16 protein-coding genes and 1 other annotated feature are annotated in these 17,725 nt (G+C 36.2%); of the genes, 5 read left to right on the top strand and 11 right to left on the bottom strand.

Translation table 11 applies throughout. The features are described 5' to 3' along the window. Positions 1 to 16: 16 nt before the first annotated feature. Positions 17 to 700 carry an adaptor protein MecA gene (gene mecA / locus MHB70_RS05040; protein WP_000402125.1) on the bottom strand — a complete coding sequence of 228 codons (684 nt, stop codon included), beginning with the start codon at positions 698 to 700 and terminating at the stop codon, positions 17 to 19. Between the two features lie 345 nt (positions 701 to 1,045). Here mecA and MHB70_RS05035 point away from each other — a divergent pair, with 345 nt between their 5' ends. After that, entirely contained in the window at positions 1,046 to 1,720 is a 675-nt protein-coding gene (locus tag MHB70_RS05035) for a TerC family protein (RefSeq protein WP_000362596.1), read from the top strand. Between the two features lie 49 nt (positions 1,721 to 1,769). On the opposite strand, the gene spx is transcribed toward MHB70_RS05035, so the two are convergent. Next, entirely contained in the window at positions 1,770 to 2,165 is a 396-nt protein-coding gene (gene spx, locus MHB70_RS05030) for a transcriptional regulator Spx (protein WP_000258267.1), read from the bottom strand. Between the two features lie 593 nt (positions 2,166 to 2,758). On the opposite strand from spx, the gene MHB70_RS05025 reads away from it, so the two are divergent. Next, positions 2,759 to 2,962 carry a hypothetical protein gene (locus tag MHB70_RS05025; RefSeq protein WP_000559975.1) on the top strand — a complete coding sequence of 68 codons (204 nt, stop codon included), beginning with the start codon at positions 2,759 to 2,761 and terminating at the stop codon, positions 2,960 to 2,962. A 29-nt stretch (positions 2,963 to 2,991) separates the two neighbouring features. On the opposite strand, the gene MHB70_RS05020 is transcribed toward MHB70_RS05025, so the two are convergent. Then, the gene (locus MHB70_RS05020; protein ID WP_000728607.1) at positions 2,992 to 4,641 is read right to left on the bottom strand and encodes a peptide ABC transporter substrate-binding protein; all 1,650 of its coding nucleotides are present in this window, start codon (positions 4,639 to 4,641) and stop codon (positions 2,992 to 2,994) included. A gap of 352 nt (positions 4,642 to 4,993) precedes the next feature. Here MHB70_RS05020 and MHB70_RS05015 point away from each other — a divergent pair, with 352 nt between their 5' ends. Then, the gene (locus MHB70_RS05015; RefSeq protein WP_002047529.1) at positions 4,994 to 6,439 is read left to right on the top strand and encodes an MATE family efflux transporter; all 1,446 of its coding nucleotides are present in this window, start codon (positions 4,994 to 4,996) and stop codon (positions 6,437 to 6,439) included. A gap of 127 nt (positions 6,440 to 6,566) precedes the next feature. Here the strand turns inward: MHB70_RS05015 and MHB70_RS05010 are convergent, their stop codons facing one another. The 5 genes from MHB70_RS05010 to MHB70_RS04990 form a co-directional block, all read right to left on the bottom strand. Then, positions 6,567 to 7,502 (bottom strand): ABC transporter ATP-binding protein, encoded by a 936-nt coding sequence (locus tag MHB70_RS05010; protein WP_000166337.1) that lies wholly within the window; start codon positions 7,500 to 7,502, stop codon positions 6,567 to 6,569. After that, the gene (locus MHB70_RS05005; RefSeq protein WP_000854338.1) at positions 7,495 to 8,538 is read right to left on the bottom strand and encodes an ABC transporter ATP-binding protein; all 1,044 of its coding nucleotides are present in this window, start codon (positions 8,536 to 8,538) and stop codon (positions 7,495 to 7,497) included. The genes MHB70_RS05010 and MHB70_RS05005 overlap by 8 nt, the downstream gene beginning before the upstream one ends. A gap of 20 nt (positions 8,539 to 8,558) precedes the next feature. After that, positions 8,559 to 9,575 carry an oligopeptide ABC transporter permease gene (gene opp3C / locus MHB70_RS05000; RefSeq protein ID WP_000974107.1) on the bottom strand — a complete coding sequence of 339 codons (1,017 nt, stop codon included), beginning with the start codon at positions 9,573 to 9,575 and terminating at the stop codon, positions 8,559 to 8,561. Continuing rightward, positions 9,572 to 10,501 carry an oligopeptide ABC transporter permease gene (opp3b, locus tag MHB70_RS04995; protein WP_000534168.1) on the bottom strand — a complete coding sequence of 310 codons (930 nt, stop codon included), beginning with the start codon at positions 10,499 to 10,501 and terminating at the stop codon, positions 9,572 to 9,574. The genes opp3C and opp3b overlap by 4 nt, the downstream gene beginning before the upstream one ends. Before the next feature lie 128 nt (positions 10,502 to 10,629). After that, positions 10,630 to 12,285: a peptide ABC transporter substrate-binding protein gene (locus MHB70_RS04990; RefSeq protein WP_000727209.1), complete on the bottom strand. Its 1,656-nt coding sequence runs from the start codon at positions 12,283 to 12,285 to the stop codon at positions 10,630 to 10,632. A gap of 319 nt (positions 12,286 to 12,604) precedes the next feature. Here MHB70_RS04990 and MHB70_RS04985 point away from each other — a divergent pair, with 319 nt between their 5' ends. Continuing rightward, positions 12,605 to 12,985 carry a DUF3899 domain-containing protein gene (locus tag MHB70_RS04985; protein ID WP_001045000.1) on the top strand — a complete coding sequence of 127 codons (381 nt, stop codon included), beginning with the start codon at positions 12,605 to 12,607 and terminating at the stop codon, positions 12,983 to 12,985. A gap of 105 nt (positions 12,986 to 13,090) precedes the next feature. Continuing rightward, positions 13,091 to 13,307 (top strand) — a binding site (T-box leader). A 75-nt stretch (positions 13,308 to 13,382) separates the two neighbouring features. Next, positions 13,383 to 14,372: a tryptophan--tRNA ligase gene (trpS, locus tag MHB70_RS04980; protein ID WP_000110979.1), complete on the top strand. Its 990-nt coding sequence runs from the start codon at positions 13,383 to 13,385 to the stop codon at positions 14,370 to 14,372. A 321-nt stretch (positions 14,373 to 14,693) separates the two neighbouring features. Here the strand turns inward: trpS and MHB70_RS04975 are convergent, their stop codons facing one another. From MHB70_RS04975 to fabF, 3 genes are all read right to left on the bottom strand, one after another. Further along, entirely contained in the window at positions 14,694 to 15,440 is a 747-nt protein-coding gene (locus tag MHB70_RS04975) for a YjbA family protein (RefSeq protein ID WP_000966122.1), read from the bottom strand. A gap of 142 nt (positions 15,441 to 15,582) precedes the next feature. Further along, the gene (locus tag MHB70_RS04970; protein ID WP_061529371.1) at positions 15,583 to 16,374 is read right to left on the bottom strand and encodes a DUF2268 domain-containing protein; all 792 of its coding nucleotides are present in this window, start codon (positions 16,372 to 16,374) and stop codon (positions 15,583 to 15,585) included. 108 nt (positions 16,375 to 16,482) lie between these two features. Then, positions 16,483 to 17,721, bottom strand: coding sequence for a beta-ketoacyl-ACP synthase II (fabF, locus tag MHB70_RS04965; protein WP_000412641.1), 1,239 nt, complete (start codon positions 17,719 to 17,721; stop codon positions 16,483 to 16,485). Between the last annotated feature and the right edge of the window lie 4 nt (positions 17,722 to 17,725).

Genomic DNA, 17,725 nt, shown 5'->3' with positions numbered 1-17,725 from the left:
TACTACAGAAATCGGCCTACGTTTTAGCAGGAAAATTATTGCGAATTGTTTCAAGCGCACGCTCTTTCACAATTTGTTTCCCATACTCACTCACACGATGAATTGTTAAAGTTGATTCTTCTCCATATTCTAAAATAATACTTAAAATACGATCAATTTCTTCTTCATCATGTAGCACTTCATCGAATTCCACATATACATAATAGCGGTCATCAAATGAATACAGCTCATCTTTTATATCTTCAAAGATAAGACGATGACTTAATGAAATAACATCTTCAAAATCATTAAACTTAATTAAAAAGCCAAACGTACCATCTTCATTAAAGTTTGTTCCTGTTTGTTCTTCTACCTCTTCCACTAATTCTTGCTGGAATAATGACTCGATACCCTCATCTAAAGGAATGTCTATAATTTTGTCTACACCTATCGGTAGCTCTAGCTTTTGTCCATCCTTTGAGAGCTCGGCTTTTGTGACAAGTACTTCAATCCCTTTATCGACTGCTTGCACTTGAATCCATAACGGTCCATCAATAAAGAAGTCATCATGATCACGAGCTTCGTCCATCATCTCCCAAAAGAGCTCTTCACTACGTTCGCGGTCATACCAAATTTCTTCACGATTAAACCCTCTGTCCTCTATATCAATGTACGTAATAAAAAACTTCATCGTATGATCGTTAATTCTTTCAATTTCCAAAATACAACTCTCCCTTCCTGTTTAGAATTGTTATGAAGGGATCCCCCACTCATATGACAAATCAATAGATTCTTGTACTCTCATTTTATGATAAGATTCTCCAGAAGGGAAATAAAATCGATTTATTTTACAAAAATAGTTATATGCCTATCTTTATTCGATTGTCTACATAAATATATCATTATGACAATTCTTTACACACGAAAAATTTGGACATACATTTCTATATTCCCCCGTACACTGTAATAAAGTGAGACTTCTATTAGAGGAGATTATTTAGTTCCCACTTTCTTCATCACATACATATATTTCGCTTATTAAAACATCATAAATGGAGGCAGACGAATGGACTTAGAGTTTTTAACATCTGTACTAATGATTGTCGGTATTGATGTTGTATTAGGTGGTGACAATGCAATTGTCATTGCATTAGCTAGCCGGAATTTACCTGAAGCAAAACGAAATAAAGCCATTTTGATCGGTACTCTTTTAGCAATTGTGCTACGAATTCTTCTTACAATAATAGCTGTCTACTTACTCGACATTCCATTTTTACAGCTTATCGGCGGCGTTTTACTTACATTCATTGCAGTAAATTTATTAACTGATAATAGCAACGATCTTTCTTCTATTCAAGGGAAAACAACTTTATTCCAAGCTGTGCGTACAATTGTATTCGCGGATCTCGTTATGGGGTTTGACAATGTCATCGCTATTGCAGGTGCGGCTCACGGAAGATTATTACTCGTCATAATCGGGTTACTCATTTCTATTCCGATTATTATTTGGGGCAGCAAACTTATTTTAATCCTTATGGAACGCTTTCCACTTCTCATTTATTGCGGAGCAGCGATACTCGCCTATACAGCTGGAAAGATGATTACACACGAAGACAGACTTGCAACCTTTTTTCATAACAACCCAAGTTTCACTACAAGCATTCCTTTCTTGTTCATTTTCACTGTTCTATGCATCGGTATTATCGTTCAACAAGTTCGCATACGAAATGTGAAACAATAAAAAAAACCTTCTACTATATAATAGGTAGAAGGTTTTCATATTATTATAATTAATTTACAAGACGTTGTGCTTCACGTAATTGGAACGTTCTTACTGTACGTGGTAAGAAACGACGGATTTCATCTTCATTGTAACCTACTTGAAGACGCTTCTCGTCAATCATAATTGGACGACGTAAAATCCCTGGATAGTCACGAATCATCTTATATAAATCTTGAAGTGGTAAAGACTCTAAGTTTACATTTAATTCTTGGAAAACTTTCGAACGAGTAGAAATAATCTCATCTGTTCCGCTTTCTGTCATACGTAAAATCTCTTTAATTTCCTCAATCGTTAATGGATCTGAGAAAATATTACGTTCTGTATAAGGAATATGATTTTCCTCTAGCCATAATTTCGCCTTTCTACAAGACGTACAGCTTGGAGAACTATATAATGTTACCATACAAAGCTCACTCTCCTTAAAGAGTACAAATTCTGTACTAATTACAGTTTAAAATTCTAACTTCAGTAATTTTTCGCGATAACTTGTCTTATAACAAAGTACAAAAATCGCATTTCATGTAAGCAACAACTTATAATAAACAACAATTACTTTTAATAAGTAACTTCTATAATCATTATACAATAGATTTTGCAAGAAATATACAGTAAATTTCCTACTAGTTGAGAAAACTCTTCCGCGTATTCCACTGCTATGTAACATGATTACGCTCACTTTAGCTGTACTTTAACAATGGCCTTCAAACCTTTTAATACTCACTTCCCATTGATTTTTCATATAATATATAGTTATTTATCTATAATTTCACCTAAAAAAAAGAGAACGTTTTCTTACTTTTTCTTGATAAATCAATTAAGAAATGTAAGACTATATAAATGAGAATCAAAAGGAACATTTGTTCTTATTTTAACAAACATTCTCCCTCCTGTCTACACGATTTCTAAAGTAAACCAAATATTTTTCTGACATTTCTTTCTTTTTTATCTTTTATCTCATACAATAAAAATACAGACAGGCAAAGGGGGAATTTGCAAATGATTGCTTTTTTTATTGATTTTGTTACTGTTGCTGCCCTCATCATCGGAATCACAGCATTGATTGGTGTCATTTCAAATAGCATCGGTGAAAAACTCTTTGGCGGAAAAGAAAAAATGAAGTTTGTTAACAAAAGTTTGGATGTACAATCCGGATGGAACCAAGTTGGTGGGAAAGGTATTTATAAGAAACGTACGTATTAAAAAAAAGCAGGTAATCACCTGCTTTTTTCTTATTTCTCTACTGACGCCCATTTAAAGCTTAAATCGCCACCATATTTATGGTTGTACATATTTTTAATTGAATCTCTTTGTAAGTATGCTCTACCACGTTGATATACTGGAACAATCGCAGCATCATCAAGTAACATTTTCTCTGCTTCTAGTAAGTTTTTCCAACGAGCATTTACATCGCTTCCATCTTTCTTCGCTTTCATGATAATCTCATCATATTTCGGATTAGAATATTTCATTTTATTTTGTGATCCGTCCGTTACAAACATATCAAGGTATGTAACTGGATCTGGGAAGTCTGCACTCCATCCAGAGAATGACATGACGTAATCGCCCGCATCTTCTAATTTTAGTTTTTGTGCAAATGGTTGTTGTTTAATTTTCACTGTTAAACCTGGTAAATTCTTTTCTAACTCACCTTTTAAATATTCACCAGTTTTCTTCGATAATTCAACGTCTTCATTTAATAGCTCTAATTCGATTTCATTTTTACCAAGCTCTTTTTTACCAGCTTCCCAATACTTCTTCGCTTCTTTCACGTTTGGTTTTACAATATCTCCATTTACAGCACGGAAGTCCTTTTTATCCGGTCCTTTAATGAAGTTATCAGGAATTAATCCTGTCGCTGGCTTAGAACCGTTATTTAATAGCGTGTCAACAAACGGCTTACGTTCAAAAGCAAGAGAAATTGCTTTACGAATATTTTTATTTGCTAACGCTGGATCTTTTTGATTTAAACGAAGGAAGAATACAGATGTATCTTCTACTGTTTGGAAATCTGGTTTTCCTTTATATTTATCGATGAACTCTGCTAATAACGTCGCTCGATCGACTGCGTTTGTTTCATATAAATTGATTGGCGTAGACGTATCTTTTACAATATTAAAGTTTACTTCCTCAATCTTCACTTCTTTATTTTCCCAATAAGATGGGCTCTTTGTCATTTTAAAGCTACGTTCATGTTGCCAATCACTTAGTGTAAACGGTCCATTATATAGTGTTGTATTTGCTTCTAAACCAAACTTCGTCCCCTGCTCTTTTACAAACTTTTCATTCACAGGATAGAAGATTGGATATACCATTAAATCTACAAGATATGGAATTGAATTGTCTAATTCCACTTCTAATGTATAGTCATCAATTGCTTTTACGCCTAATTGGTCTGGACTCATCTCTTTTTTATTAATTTTCTCTGCATTTTTTATATCATACATAATGTACGCTGATTTCGCAGCTGTGTCTGGGTTAATCGCTCTTTGCCATGCGTACACGAAATCTTTCGCCGTCACAGGCTCACCATTTGACCATTTTGCGTCTTCACGTAATTTAAATGTATATTTTTTACCGTCTTCTGACTTTTTGAATTCCTTCGCTACACCTGGAACTAGCTTATCATCTTTTCCTAAACTGTATAAGCCTTCCATCGTATTAGTCATTACTCTTGAAGAAACTGCATCAGCTGATAATGCTGGATCCATCGTTGGAATTTCTTGCGTTTCAATTAAGTTAATAACTTGCTTCGCACCGCTCTTCCCGCTATCCCCTTTTGCGTTCGCTTGCGATTGTTCATCTTTTTGATAACTACATGCCCCTAAAATCATGCTCATTGCTACCGTTGATAATACAAAAACCGGCATCTTTTTTTTCATATTTCCACCCTCCATAAAAATGTTAGCCCTTTCATTTTCAAACAAAAAGAAATATATATATGTTCTAATAATTCATATTATACACACAAATATATTTTTTGTATATTTATATTTCTATCTTATTAAAATTTCCTGTGAAAAAATAAATCTTTGAAAACGTTTCATATTACCAGTTTACCCGACTGAAGTGTCGGAAATAACAAATTTTAAACTTTTCTAAATTATCAGAGAAAAACAAATTTTATATTTTATAATATTTTTTGTATAATTATCCTTCTCTTTTTAGCATAAAATGAAGGTCTCTTCATATTAAAAATATGTAGGTTAAAATGAGTGCAAAGGATAAGAAAGTATGTTACGATACACTTTGCTAAAAATAGATATCGGTAAAGAGGGGACGGACATGACAGCAATTCACTCAAAAAACGGGCCGACAGAAAAATTAAGTTTATTCTTATTAACATGGCCTATTTTTCTAGAAGTTTTTCTTTTTATGTTGATGGGGATCGCTGATACTTTCATGTTAAGTGCATTATCAGACGATGCTGTATCTGGGGTTGGTGCAGCGAATCAATATCTTCATATCGCTATTTTGGTACTAGAAGTAATCGGGAATGGCGCTGCGATCGTCGTATCTCAATACCTCGGTTCCAAACGTTTTATGGAAGCATCTAAAATATCAGCATTAGCCGTCACATTAAATTTAGTGGTCGGACTCGTTATAAGTGCTGGTTTTCTTTTATTTTCAAAACATATGATGATGGCAATGAATTTACAAGGCGATGTACTAACGTATGCACAAAGCTATTTATCCATCGTCGGAGGAGCCATTTTCCTTCAAGCTATTATTAACTCGTTAGCCGCAATTATTCGCGTTCACGGCTTTACAAAGCAAGCAATGTTTGTTTCGCTTGGAATGAATATTATTCATATCGCCGGAAACTACGTACTTATTTTCGGGAAGTTCGGTTTCCCTGAACTTGGTGTACAAGGGGCCGCGATTTCTTCCGCTGTCAGTCGACTACTGGCACTGATTGTGTTCTTCTGGTTACTATACCGCGTTATGGAATACCGTGTAAAATTACAATATTACTTCACCTTATCAAAAGAATACGTGGGGAAAATTTTAAAAATTGGCATTCCATCTGCTTTTGAACAAGTCATGTATCAAGCTTGCCAAATTGTCTTCCTGTACTACGCAACTTACTTAGGAACAGAATCGTTAGCTGCTAGACAATATGCTACTAACATTTCCATGTTTACTTATTTATTCGCAATTGCAATCGGTATGGGAACAGCTATTATCGTGGGACGCCTAGTTGGCGGAAATGAAAAAGATGAAGCATACACACGTGTATGGAAAAGTGTACAATGGGCAATTGGTGTGACTTTATTTATGGTCGCTCTCGTTATTACATTCCGCACACAATTAATGGGGGTATTTACTGATAATCCTCATATTATCGCTCTAGGGGCAAGCGTTCTTTTACTAAGTGTACTACTCGAAACAGGACGTACGATGAACATCGTCATCATTAATTCCCTTCGTGCAGCCGGTGATGCAAAATATCCAGTTTTAATTGGTGCGTTCTCTATGGTGTTAATGAGTTTGCCACTCGGTTACTTTTTCGCCTTCCATTTAGATATGGGACTCGTTGGTATTTGGCTAGCGATTGCTATCGATGAATGGACGCGGGCAATTATTATGTTCTTCCGCTGGAGAAGTAGAGCATGGGAAAGTTACACACTTGTTAAACCGAATGAGCAAGAAGAGAATGTTTCTGTTCAGGCGCAGTAGCACTTCTTTGATTAAGGTGCATTTATTGATAAATACACTTTATATCGGTGATTCTTTAAATATATCGACTTATCGACAAATATAGTAAAAAAGGTCATTCTTCCGTAACGGAAGAATGACCTTTTTTTTATTGATAAATCTCTTTATATTTCTTGTACTCTGCTTCAGAACATAATACGAAATGTCCTGGGCGAATTTCACGCATTGTTGGTGCTTCATTACCATAATCATGCTGCGATGGATCGTATACGATACGTTTACGATTGCGCTCATAATCTGGATCTGGAAGCGGAATCGCTGATAATAGTGATTTTGTATATGGATGAATTGGATTCGCATATAACTCATCACTTGTTGTTAGTTCAACGATTTGACCACGATACATTACGCCGATGCGGTCACTAATGTATTTTACCATTGATAAATCATGGGCAATGAATAAGTATGTTAAACCTTTTTCTTTTTGTAACTGTTTCAGTAAGTTTACAACTTGCGCCTGGATCGATACGTCAAGTGCTGAGATTGGCTCATCGGCAATGATAAATTCAGGTTCTACAGCAAGCGCACGAGCGATACCGATACGTTGACGTTGTCCACCCGAGAATTCGTGCGGGAAACGGTTTGCGTGTTCTTTATTTAAACCAACTGTGTTTAACAGTTCATGAACACGGTCCATACGTTCTTTTTTACTTTTTGCTAATCCGTGAATATCAATACCTTCTGCAATAATATCCCCTACTGTCATACGAGGGTTTAATGATGCATATGGATCTTGGAAAATCATTTGCATTTTACGGTTGAACTTCTTCAGTTCTGCGCGTGATTTCTTACCATGTACGTTTTCACCATCGAACAACACTTCACCAGCAGTTGCATCATATAAACGAATAATCGTTCTTCCAGTTGTTGATTTACCACAACCAGATTCTCCTACAAGCCCGAATGTTTCTCCGCGGAAAATATCAAATGAAATATCATTAACCGCTTTGACAACACCACCACTCACGTCGAAGTGTTGTTTTACATTTTTTACTTCAATTAATTTCTCACGTTGTTTAGTCATGTTGTTCACCTGCTTTCATTTGAAGAATACGTTTTTCAACAACTGCCGGCGGTTTTACTTCTGGTGCTTGCTCGTGAAGTAACCAAGTTGCCGCATAGTGTGTATCACTTACTTTAAATAAAGGCGGTTCCATTTCAAAATCAATTTTCAGCGCCTGTGGGTTACGTGGTGCAAAAGCATCACCCTTTGGCGGTTTTAATAAGTCAGGAGGCGTTCCTGGAATCGCATATAGCTCTTCCTCTGATCCATCTAAACTTGGCATAGATGCGATTAAGCCCCATGTGTACGGATGTTTTGGGTTGTAGAAAATTTCATCTACAGTTCCAATTTCAACAACTTTACCAGCATACATAACCGCAACTCGGTCAGCAACGTTTGCTACTACACCTAAGTCATGCGTAATGAAAATGATTGCTGCTTCTGTCTTTTGCTGAATGTCTTTCATAAGCTCTAAAATTTGCGCCTGAATCGTAACGTCTAGCGCTGTTGTCGGCTCATCGGCAATTAATAATTTCGGGTTACAAGCTAACGCCATCGCAATAACTACACGCTGTCTCATACCACCTGAGAATTGGTGAGGATATTGTTTTAAACGTGCTTCTGGATTTGGAATACCTACAAGGTCGATTAATTCTAACGCAACTTTACGTGCGTCTCCTCTACTCATCCCTTGGTGTTTAATAAGACCTTCCATAATTTGATTCCCAATTGTCATCGTTGGATTTAATGATGTCATTGGATCTTGGAAAATCATTGCGATATCTTTACCACGAACTTGCTGCATTTCTTTTTCCGTTAATTTCGTTAAATCACGACCGTCAAATATAATCTCTCCATTTTTAATACGGCCTGGAGGATTTGGGATTAACCCCATTAGCGCTTTAGAAGTAACTGATTTCCCAGAACCAGACTCTCCTACAATCGCTAATGTTTCCCCTTTTTTCAAATCAAAAGTAACTCCGCGCACTGCTTGTACTTCACCTGCATGTGTATCAAAGGAGACTTGTAAATCTTTTACCTCTAACAATGTTTTCATTTTTACTTCTCCCTCCTCGTTTACTTACGCATTTTTGGATCTAACGCATCGCGTAATCCATCTGCCATTAAGTTGAATGCTAGAATTAACATACTGATGACAACCGCAGGGATGAACATCATGTGTGGATACGTTTGAATAGATTTATAACCATCATTTACAAGAGAACCAAGTGACGCGAATGGTGGCTGAATTCCTAAACCAATGAAACTTAAGAACGCTTCACCAAACACCGCTGATGGAATTGTAAACATTGTCATTACGATAATAGGTCCCATTACGTTTGGAATTAAGTGTTTTACAATTAATTGCGTGTTCGTTGCACCTAATGTACGAGATGCTAATACATATTCTTGGTTTTTTAACTTTAAGATTTGTCCACGAACAATCCGCGACATCCCTATCCAACCTGTAATCGCCATCGCGAGTGTAATCGACCAAATACCAGATCCCATAATGATTACCATTAAAATAACGATGATTAAGTATGGAATACCGTTAATAATCTCCATAATACGTTGCATAATATTATCTACTCTACCGCCGTAGAATGCTGAAATACCTCCGTATGCAACCCCAATTACTAAGTCAATTGCTGCTGCTAAAAGAGCGATATATAATGATACGCGTGTACCTTCCCATGTTCTTGTCCATAAGTCACGGCCAAGATCATCTGTACCAAACCAGAAGTACTCTTTAATATCACGTTTTTCATATTGGTCAACACCATATTGATCTGTACCGTCAAATGGTAACCAATGAACATTTTCAATAACTGGAATTTTTGGTGGTAATTTCGCACGACCTAAATCTTGCTCTTTATACGAGTGTTTACTTACCATCGGTCCAAAAATCGCCAATAGCGCAATGATTACTAATAATACAAGGCCAAGCATCGCACCTTTATGTTGGAACAAACGTCTTCTTACATCTTGCCAAAACGTTAAGCTTGGACGGGCAATGACTTCATTATCAACATTATTTTGATTGGCTTGTTGAAATAAATCTGGAGATAATTTTTGTACATCTTTCATCATTTTTTCCCTCCCGCTAAACGAATACGAGGATCAATAATTCCGTATAAAATATCGACAATGAAAATAACTAAAATGAAGATTGCACTATAGAAAATCGTAGTTCCCATAATAACTGTATAGTCATTTAAAGTAATCGATTTAACGAATTGTTCCCCAAGTCCTGGTACAGCATAAATTTGCTCGATAACAAGTGTTCCTGTAATTAATGCTGCAACCATTGGTCCTAAAATTGTTACAACTGGAATTAACGCGTTACGAAGTGCGTGTTTTACAATGATAACGCCTTGACTAATTCCTTTTGCTTTCGCTGTTAAAATATAGTCTGACTGCATAACTTCAATTAATTCTGCACGAGAGAAACGTGCGATTGTTGCGATAACTCCCATCGATAATGCAATTGTAGGCATTACAGTAAACTCTGGTCCTTTCCAGAATGCTACCGGGAACCAACCAAGTTTTACCCCTACGAAATATTGTAGTAATGCGGCGAATACGAATGATGGTACCGACATTCCGAGTACCGAAATAACTGTTGCACTATAATCCACCCACGTATTATTACGAAGTGCGGCAACAATACCTAAAATTAAACCGATAAATGTCCCTAATATAATCGCTTGTAAACCTAATTGGGCTGATGGTCCAATACGATCCACAATCATGTCTGTTACTGGGCGGTTATCATATTGGAATGATACCCCTAAATCACCTTTTGCTAAGTTACCTAAGTAACGTGCGTATTGAACTGGTACCGGATCATTTAATCCGTATTTTTCAAGAATGATTTCTTTTTGTGCCGGTGATAGCTTCTCCTGGTTTTTAAGCGGAGAACCCGGAAGTAATTTCATCAAAAAGAAAGTCAGTGTAGTAATTAAAAATAATGTCAAAGCCATGTACACGAAACGTTTTAATACATAACGTCCCATAGTCAAGCACCTCCCCGTTTTTCTCAAAAGCAATAAGATAGTTTAAAATATTCTTACTTTTATTTTTTTAAAATAAGAGCATATGCCCATCATAGGCATATACCCTTGTAAACGATGGAAAAAAAAGATTATTTTTGTTCAACAGATGCCCATTTGTAAGTTAATTTACCACCATAGTTAATTGGGATAATATCTTTTACGGCACCTTTTACTACATACGCTGAACCTTTTTGGAAGATTGGAGTGATAACTGCATCCTCTTTAATTAACATCTTCTCTACTTCTAGAAGGTTGTTCCAGCGAGCTTGTAAATCTTTTGTATCTGTTTTAGCTTTTAGGATTAACTCATCATACTTCTGATTAGAATACCCTGTTTTATTTTGAGAACCATTCGTAACAAACATATCTAAATATGAGATTGGATCTGGAAAATCTGGTCCCCAAATACCAAACGCAATATCATATTGCTGAGAATCTTCTAATTTATTTTTTTGTGCGAATGGTTGCTGTTTAATTTTAATTGATAAACCTGGTAAGTTCTTTTCTATCTCACCTTTTAAGAATTCACCAACTTTTTTAGCATCTTCATTATCAAAGTTTAAGAATTCTAGTTCGATTTTATCAGTTCCAAGCTCTTTCTTCGCTGTTTCCCAAAGCTTTTTCGCTTCTTTTGGATTTGTTTCAACTAGCTTTCCATTTTCAGCTCGGAAATCTTTTTTATTCGGACCTTCAGCGAAATCTTTTCCAACAAATCCGTAAGCTCCAATTGCACCGTTATTTAAAATAACTTTCGCAATGTTATCACGGTCAAAGGACATTGAAATTGCTTTTCTTAAGTTTTTATTACTTAAGTACTGATTACTTTGATTAAATCTTAAGTAAGCAACCCCTGCTTCTTTTCTTGTTTGGAACTCTGGGCTTTGTCTAAACTTATCAACAAATTCAGACGTTAAAGCCGCACGATCAATCGCGTTTGTCTCATATAAATTTACATCAGTTGCTGTATTTTTTACAATATTAAAGTTGATTTCTTCGATTTTAACCGTTTTATTATCCCAATATGAAGGATTCTTCTTGAATTGGAAACTTTGTTCATGTTTCCAATCACTCATAACGAATGGACCGTTATATAATGTTGTATTTGCCTCTAAACCAAACTTATCACCTTGTGCTTTTACAAAGTTTTCATTTAGCGGGTAAAATACTGGATAAACTGTTAAATCGATAAAGTAAGGAACGGGATTGTCTAATTCCACTTCTAATGTATAATCATCAATCGCTTTTACACCTAATTGGTCAGCAGGTAATTCTTTTTTATGAATTTTCTCTGCATTTTTAATATCGAACATAATGTACGAATACGTTGCTTTTGTATCTGGATTTACGGCTCTTTTCCATGAATACACAAAGTCTTTAGCTGTTACAGGTTCCCCATTTGACCATTTCGCATCTTTTCTTAATTTAAATATGTATTTCTTCCCATCATCTAGCTTTTCGACATCTTCTGCAACGCCAGGCATTCTCTTTTGATCTTTGCCAATACGATATAAACCTTCCATCGTATTATTTAATGCTGTAGAAGATGAAGAGTCAGATGCTAATGATGCATCCATTGACGGAATTTCAGATAACTCTGTTAAATTAAGAATCTGTTTTCCGTTACTACTACTCGTAGCGTTCTCTTTCCCTTTTGCTTTTGCGTCATCTTTTTGGTAGCTACACGCGCCAAGCAACATACTTGCAGTTAAAGTTGATGCAAGTAATAACGGTATCTTTTTCTTCATGTTGTGTTGCCTCCCCTAATTGCACTTCCTGTACCCTCACTTGTTAAAAAGTAGAATTGAAAGAATAATCTCCAAGTTTCTACAATTTTCATTATACATATAATACGACGATTGTGAATATAGTTTTTTGTTTTTTTGTTAAAATTTTTAATAAAATGTTTATATTTTTAATTTTTCGTAAAGAGATACGTTAACATTGCTACCATCATCTTAAAATCAGACCTTTAATTGCGTATAATTTTCAAAAAATTATTTCTAGTACTTATTATAGCTTTTATAGTATAATAATTCTAGTAATATTTTGACGGAGGGGAATATTTTGAATAAAGTTTTTTTTCATACTTGTATACTAATTTTTATAGCGATGATTGCTTCTAGTATTGGTGCATTCCTCATTTCATCTCAATTTTTGTTGAACTTTGTCAACATCTCGTTTTATATCGCGCTATTTTTTATTCTGATAGGTGGTTTTTTATTCATATTTCAAAATGGATTTTTCAATGTAACTCTTTACGCTTTCCAGAGAGTATTTGGCACGAACAAAAAAATAGACTCGTTAATTGAAGAATCCGAGGAACCGGTGAATAAGAAAGAACGTATTTATAAAACATATTCATTCAAATGGACATATCCTATTTGTATTACAGGTATCATACTCGGAGCGTTCTCGACTCTCATTAGCTTTACTATTTTGATGTAGTTTGCAAACACTATCCCATATGATATAATTATCAGCAAAACATTTTGTTATAAAACTTTAGTTCTTTCATATTAAAAGAGCTCAGTTAACAATAAATAAATTTATATGTATGCGATGATAAAGAAGAGTACATATTGAAACAATTTCAGAGAGCTTGTGGCTGGTGTGAACAAGTAATTGTACAATGTGGAATGGGCTTTTGAGCACCAAACCGAACCGAAAGTAGTAGGCCTTGGCGTTATATCCAGACGTTACTATGGATTAGAGAGATTTCACAGTAGTGAAATAATTAGGGTGGTACCGCGGTCCATTCGTCCCTATAGTTTTTTGGGATGAATGGGCTTTTTTGTTTGCCTTCTCTTCCCTATCACGCATTCAAATTTAGGAGGAAATAATTATGTCAGTTATCTTTTCTGGTATTCAGCCAAGCGGAACGATTACACTTGGAAACTATTTAGGGGCTATGAAGCAATTTACAGAGCTTCAAAACGAACACGATTGCTATTTCTGTATTGTAAACCAACATGCCATTACAGTACCTCAAGATCCTATACAACTTCGCAAAAACATTCGTAGTCTTGCTGCACTTTATGTAGCATGCGGCATCGATCCTGAAAAAGCTACTTTATTTGTACAATCAGAAGTACCTGCACACGCTCAACTAGGATGGATCATGCAATCTGTTGCTTACGTTGGAGAATTAGAGCGTATGACACAATATAAAGATAAAGCTTCAGGTAGAGATTCAGTTCCAGCTGGATTACTTACGTATCCACCATTAATGGCTGCTGATATTTTACTTTATAACACAGAAATCGTACCTGTTGGTGATGACCAAAAACAACATATGGAATTAACACGTGATCTAGCAGAGCGTTTCAACAAACGCTTCCGTGAAGTATTCATAGTTCCTGAAATTCGTATTCCAAAAGTAGGAGCTCGCGTTATGTCATTAACAGAACCTACGAAAAAAATGAGTAAATCTGATCCGAATCCAAAATCAATGATCAGTATGCTTGATGAACCAAAAACAATTGAAAAGAAAATTAAAAGTGCTGTAACAGATTCAGAAGGTATCGTGAAATTCGATAAAGAAAATAAACCTGGAATCTCTAACCTATTAACAATTTACTCTTCATTCTCAGGAAAAACAGTTGAAGAAATAGAAGCAATGTACGAAGGAAAAGGATACGGCGACTTCAAAGGCGACCTAGCACAAGTAGTCGTAGAAGCAATTCGCCCAATCCAAGACAAATATAACGAACTAATCAGCTCCCCAGAACTAGACGAAATTCTAGACAAAGGTGCCGAAAAAGCAAACCGCGTTGCATTCAAACAACTACGCAAAGTAGAAAACGCAATGGGACTAAGCAGAAAACGTAGATAATATATAAAGCAGAGGCGGCTCGTTTATAATGTTCGGTGGCTGCTGGAGCTGGATTTCATATAAAGCGGAGGCGACTGTTTAGCCCTGACGGCTAAGGTTCTTTCCCACAGAAGGTGCTTTTTACCTTCTAGTGGGGAAAGTTCTTAGACGCGAAGGGCTAGGAGCTGAAGCTGGATTTCTATATAAAGCGGAAGCGGCTCGCTTAGAATGTGAGGGGGATGGAGCTCCTGACGTAGAGGCGCTTTTTGCCTCGCAGGAAGGCACATTCTTGCCGCTGAAGCTAGATTTCATCAAATTAAAAAACCGCCAATTGGCGGTTTTTTAATTTACCTTTTGCTCATTTTCCATTTCCCATAACTTTTCAAAAAACGGCTGTCCTTTTACAAGGCGCTCGCATAATTGTTCGTGCTTCTCAGACCAGCCTGATTTCGCTTCATCATATAGTCTTGCCCAAATATCTTCAAATTCCATATGTTGGACCGTTCCATATGCTGACGGATCCCATTCTGTGTACCAATAGCGAATTTCCGCTGTGTTTTTCGTTGTATGTAATTGATCTAACGCCATAAATAATAATTGTTTTAGCTGTCTCTCTTTACGAGTTAAGCCATTCATAATGAAAGGCGATGGTGATAAAATATGATGTTCCTTTTCTGTTTCCTCTACTTGGAACTCATACTTTTCTGCTTGTACGTTTTCCACCATCTCATATACCATCTGCTCTTGGCGAGGTATAAGTCTACTTTTTCTAATTGGTACATTGTAACCAATTGTATCAATCGCAATAATTCCTTTTCCATCTGTAACAACAAAGCAATACTCTTGCTGCAAACGTTCATGATTTTTACGAATATAAGCCTTATGATGTACGTCTTCCAACAACTTTTGCGGAAGCTCTAACAATTCGTTCTCGATGTAATGATATAATGTGGCATCTACTTTTAATAATGGCACTTGATCTAATAGTTCAATCGTATCATCTTTCCGCCATTCGTAAAAATGACAAACGTTATACCCATTTTCTTCACCTTCAAACCAATTTACCCATACATCATGTAGATATAACATTCTCTATCCCTCACTTCACTACTGTTTGTACCAATCATTATGTTCATTTTCGCTTAACTTTATTCCACTTAAGGAAATATATTCTAATTATTATTTTTCCTTCTATAATATCTAAAAAAACAGGAGATAGACCTCCTGTTTTTCATGGAATACGAAATGTATTTGCTTTACTCAATATTTCTTTCGCATCTATAGGTAATAAAGACAGTGTATCTTCCCCTTCAAACGCTACACAATCTTTTACAATGTGAAATCCAAGCGCATAACCAAGCATTTTCGGATAAGAATGAATTCCGTTTAATAATACGTCATGCTCCCTCGTTCCTCGCTTTATACTTATTCTTTCTTGAACAACGTTTTGCCAAAAATAAATCGCCTCTTCTTTTGAAAGATATTTCGTCCACGGTGCATTATTTTTTTCTGTATATCTTTCCGTTACTGCTTGCTCAGCTAACCCTTCCATAATCATCGTATCAAGTAACGTATACTCTGTTTCTTTCGTCTCAATTTGATGTAACCTGCATATGTGGTGATATTCATGTGCCAATAACACTTTTAATTCTTCCACCGAATTCCGTCCACATACGAATAAGAAAATAACGTGACGCATAGATAATCCAGCTTTTCCGTTATACTCTTCTTGTACAGTTCGATTATACGAATCTGATAATAAAATAAAGATAGGGACATCCGGACCTTTTAACCAATTTTTCAATTTATCATACTCCATACGTAACTCTTTCCAAATTTCTTTTTTCTCTAATTCTTTAATTTCACGTTCTCCTCGCATTACTGGGCGATACATACCTTTAGAAATTAAAAAACGATACAACCTTTCTTTTGGTAGTGGAATATACTTCGTAAATTTCTCACAAAGCTTTTCTGGCCGTCCATAATATAGATGTAACCACTCGGCTGTTTCAACAACCCCCATCTTTATCCCCCCCCTTTTTCTTATGTATATGCAAAAGAAGAAAAAGGCGTAAAAATAAATAAGGTGTTTTTTCGTAGTTTATTACGAAAAAACACCTTATTTTATCTATTATTTATACGATTTAAATACTAATACTGCGTTATGACCACCAAACCCTAGTGAGTTACTTAATACAGCTTTTACTTCTTGCTGTCTCGCTTTATTCGGTACGTAATCTAAGTCACATTCTGGATCTGGTGTTTCATAGTTAATTGTTGGAGGAATTACTCCGTCCGTAATTGATTTAATAGAGAAGATCGCTTCAACAGCACCAGCTGCACCTAGTAAGTGACCTGTCATAGATTTCGTTGAGCTAATGGCTACTTTATATGCATGCTCACCGAAAGTTTCTTTAATTGCCATCGTTTCGTATTTTTCATTTGCATCTGTACTTGTACCATGTGCATTAATGTAATCGATATCTTCTGGCTCTAGACCAGCATCCGCTAAAGCTTGACGCATTGCACGCACTCCGCCTTCACCGCCAGGAGCAGGCATTGTAATATGGAATGCATCTCCAGTTGCGCCATAACCAGCGATTTCCGCATAAATGTGAGCACCACGTGCTAATGCATGCTCTAATTCTTCAAGAATTAGAATCCCTGAACCTTCACCCATTACAAAACCGCTACGATTTTTATCAAATGGGCGGCAAGCAGTTGCTGGATCTTCATTAAATGTTAATGCTTTCGCTGAACTAAATCCTGCAAATGCCATACTTGTTAACGGTGCTTCTGCTCCACCTGTAATCATTGCATCCGCATCACCGCGCTGAATTGCTTTAAATGCATCACCAATTGAGTTTGCACCAGATGCACAAGCCGTTACAGAACAAGTGTTAATTCCTTTCGCTCCAGTCGCAATAGATACTTGACCTGCTGCCATGTCTGGAATCATCATCGGTACGAAGAATGGACTCACGCGGCGTGGACCTTTCTCAGTAAAAATCTTAAATTGTTCTTCGTATGTTTCCATACCACCAATACCAGAACCAATCCATACGCCAATTCGAGGTCCGTTTTCTTCTGTAATTTCAAGCTTTGCATCCGCAACTGCCATTTTCGCTGCTGCTACTGCATATTGTGTAAAGCGATCCATACGGCGCGCTTCTTTTTTATCAATATATTTCTCGACTTCAAAGTCGTTAATTTCTGCTGCTACTTTTGCTGGAAATAGTTCCGGATCAATTCTTGTAAGTCGCCCGATTCCAGATACACCCTTTTTTATGTTTTCCCAAGCTGTTTCAACATCTGTTCCGATCGGTGTAACAGCTCCTAGTCCTGTAATTACGACCCTCTTTTTTTCCATACAA

The sequence above is a fragment of the Bacillus sp. FSL M7-1020 genome (assembly GCF_038050415.1).
Taxonomy (GTDB): domain Bacteria; phylum Bacillota; class Bacilli; order Bacillales; family Bacillaceae_G; genus Bacillus_A; species Bacillus_A toyonensis.
The sequence above is the reverse complement of the archived record's forward strand: the minus strand, read 5'-3'. Positions and strand labels throughout refer to the sequence as shown.

Coding starts and splice junctions, on each gene's coding strand:
- MHB70_RS05025 (WP_000559975.1), top strand. CDS start 2,759: ATGATTGCTTTTTTTATTGATTTTGTTACTGTTGCTGCCCTCATCATC.
- MHB70_RS05005 (WP_000854338.1), bottom strand. CDS start 8,538: ATGAAAACATTGTTAGAGGTAAAAGATTTACAAGTCTCCTTTGATACA.
- MHB70_RS04975 (WP_000966122.1), bottom strand. CDS start 15,440: ATGTTATATCTACATGATGTATGGGTAAATTGGTTTGAAGGTGAAGAA.
- opp3b (WP_000534168.1), bottom strand. CDS start 10,501: ATGGGACGTTATGTATTAAAACGTTTCGTGTACATGGCTTTGACATTA.
- MHB70_RS04990 (WP_000727209.1), bottom strand. CDS start 12,285: ATGAAGAAAAAGATACCGTTATTACTTGCATCAACTTTAACTGCAAGT.
- MHB70_RS05035 (WP_000362596.1), top strand. CDS start 1,046: ATGGACTTAGAGTTTTTAACATCTGTACTAATGATTGTCGGTATTGAT.
- MHB70_RS05015 (WP_002047529.1), top strand. CDS start 4,994: ATGTTACGATACACTTTGCTAAAAATAGATATCGGTAAAGAGGGGACG.
- spx (WP_000258267.1), bottom strand. CDS start 2,165: ATGGTAACATTATATAGTTCTCCAAGCTGTACGTCTTGTAGAAAGGCG.
- MHB70_RS04970 (WP_061529371.1), bottom strand. CDS start 16,374: ATGGGGGTTGTTGAAACAGCCGAGTGGTTACATCTATATTATGGACGG.
- MHB70_RS05020 (WP_000728607.1), bottom strand. CDS start 4,641: ATGAAAAAAAAGATGCCGGTTTTTGTATTATCAACGGTAGCAATGAGC.
- MHB70_RS05010 (WP_000166337.1), bottom strand. CDS start 7,502: ATGACTAAACAACGTGAGAAATTAATTGAAGTAAAAAATGTAAAACAA.
- opp3C (WP_000974107.1), bottom strand. CDS start 9,575: ATGATGAAAGATGTACAAAAATTATCTCCAGATTTATTTCAACAAGCC.
- trpS (WP_000110979.1), top strand. CDS start 13,383: ATGTCAGTTATCTTTTCTGGTATTCAGCCAAGCGGAACGATTACACTT.
- fabF (WP_000412641.1), bottom strand. CDS start 17,721: ATGGAAAAAAAGAGGGTCGTAATTACAGGACTAGGAGCTGTTACACCG.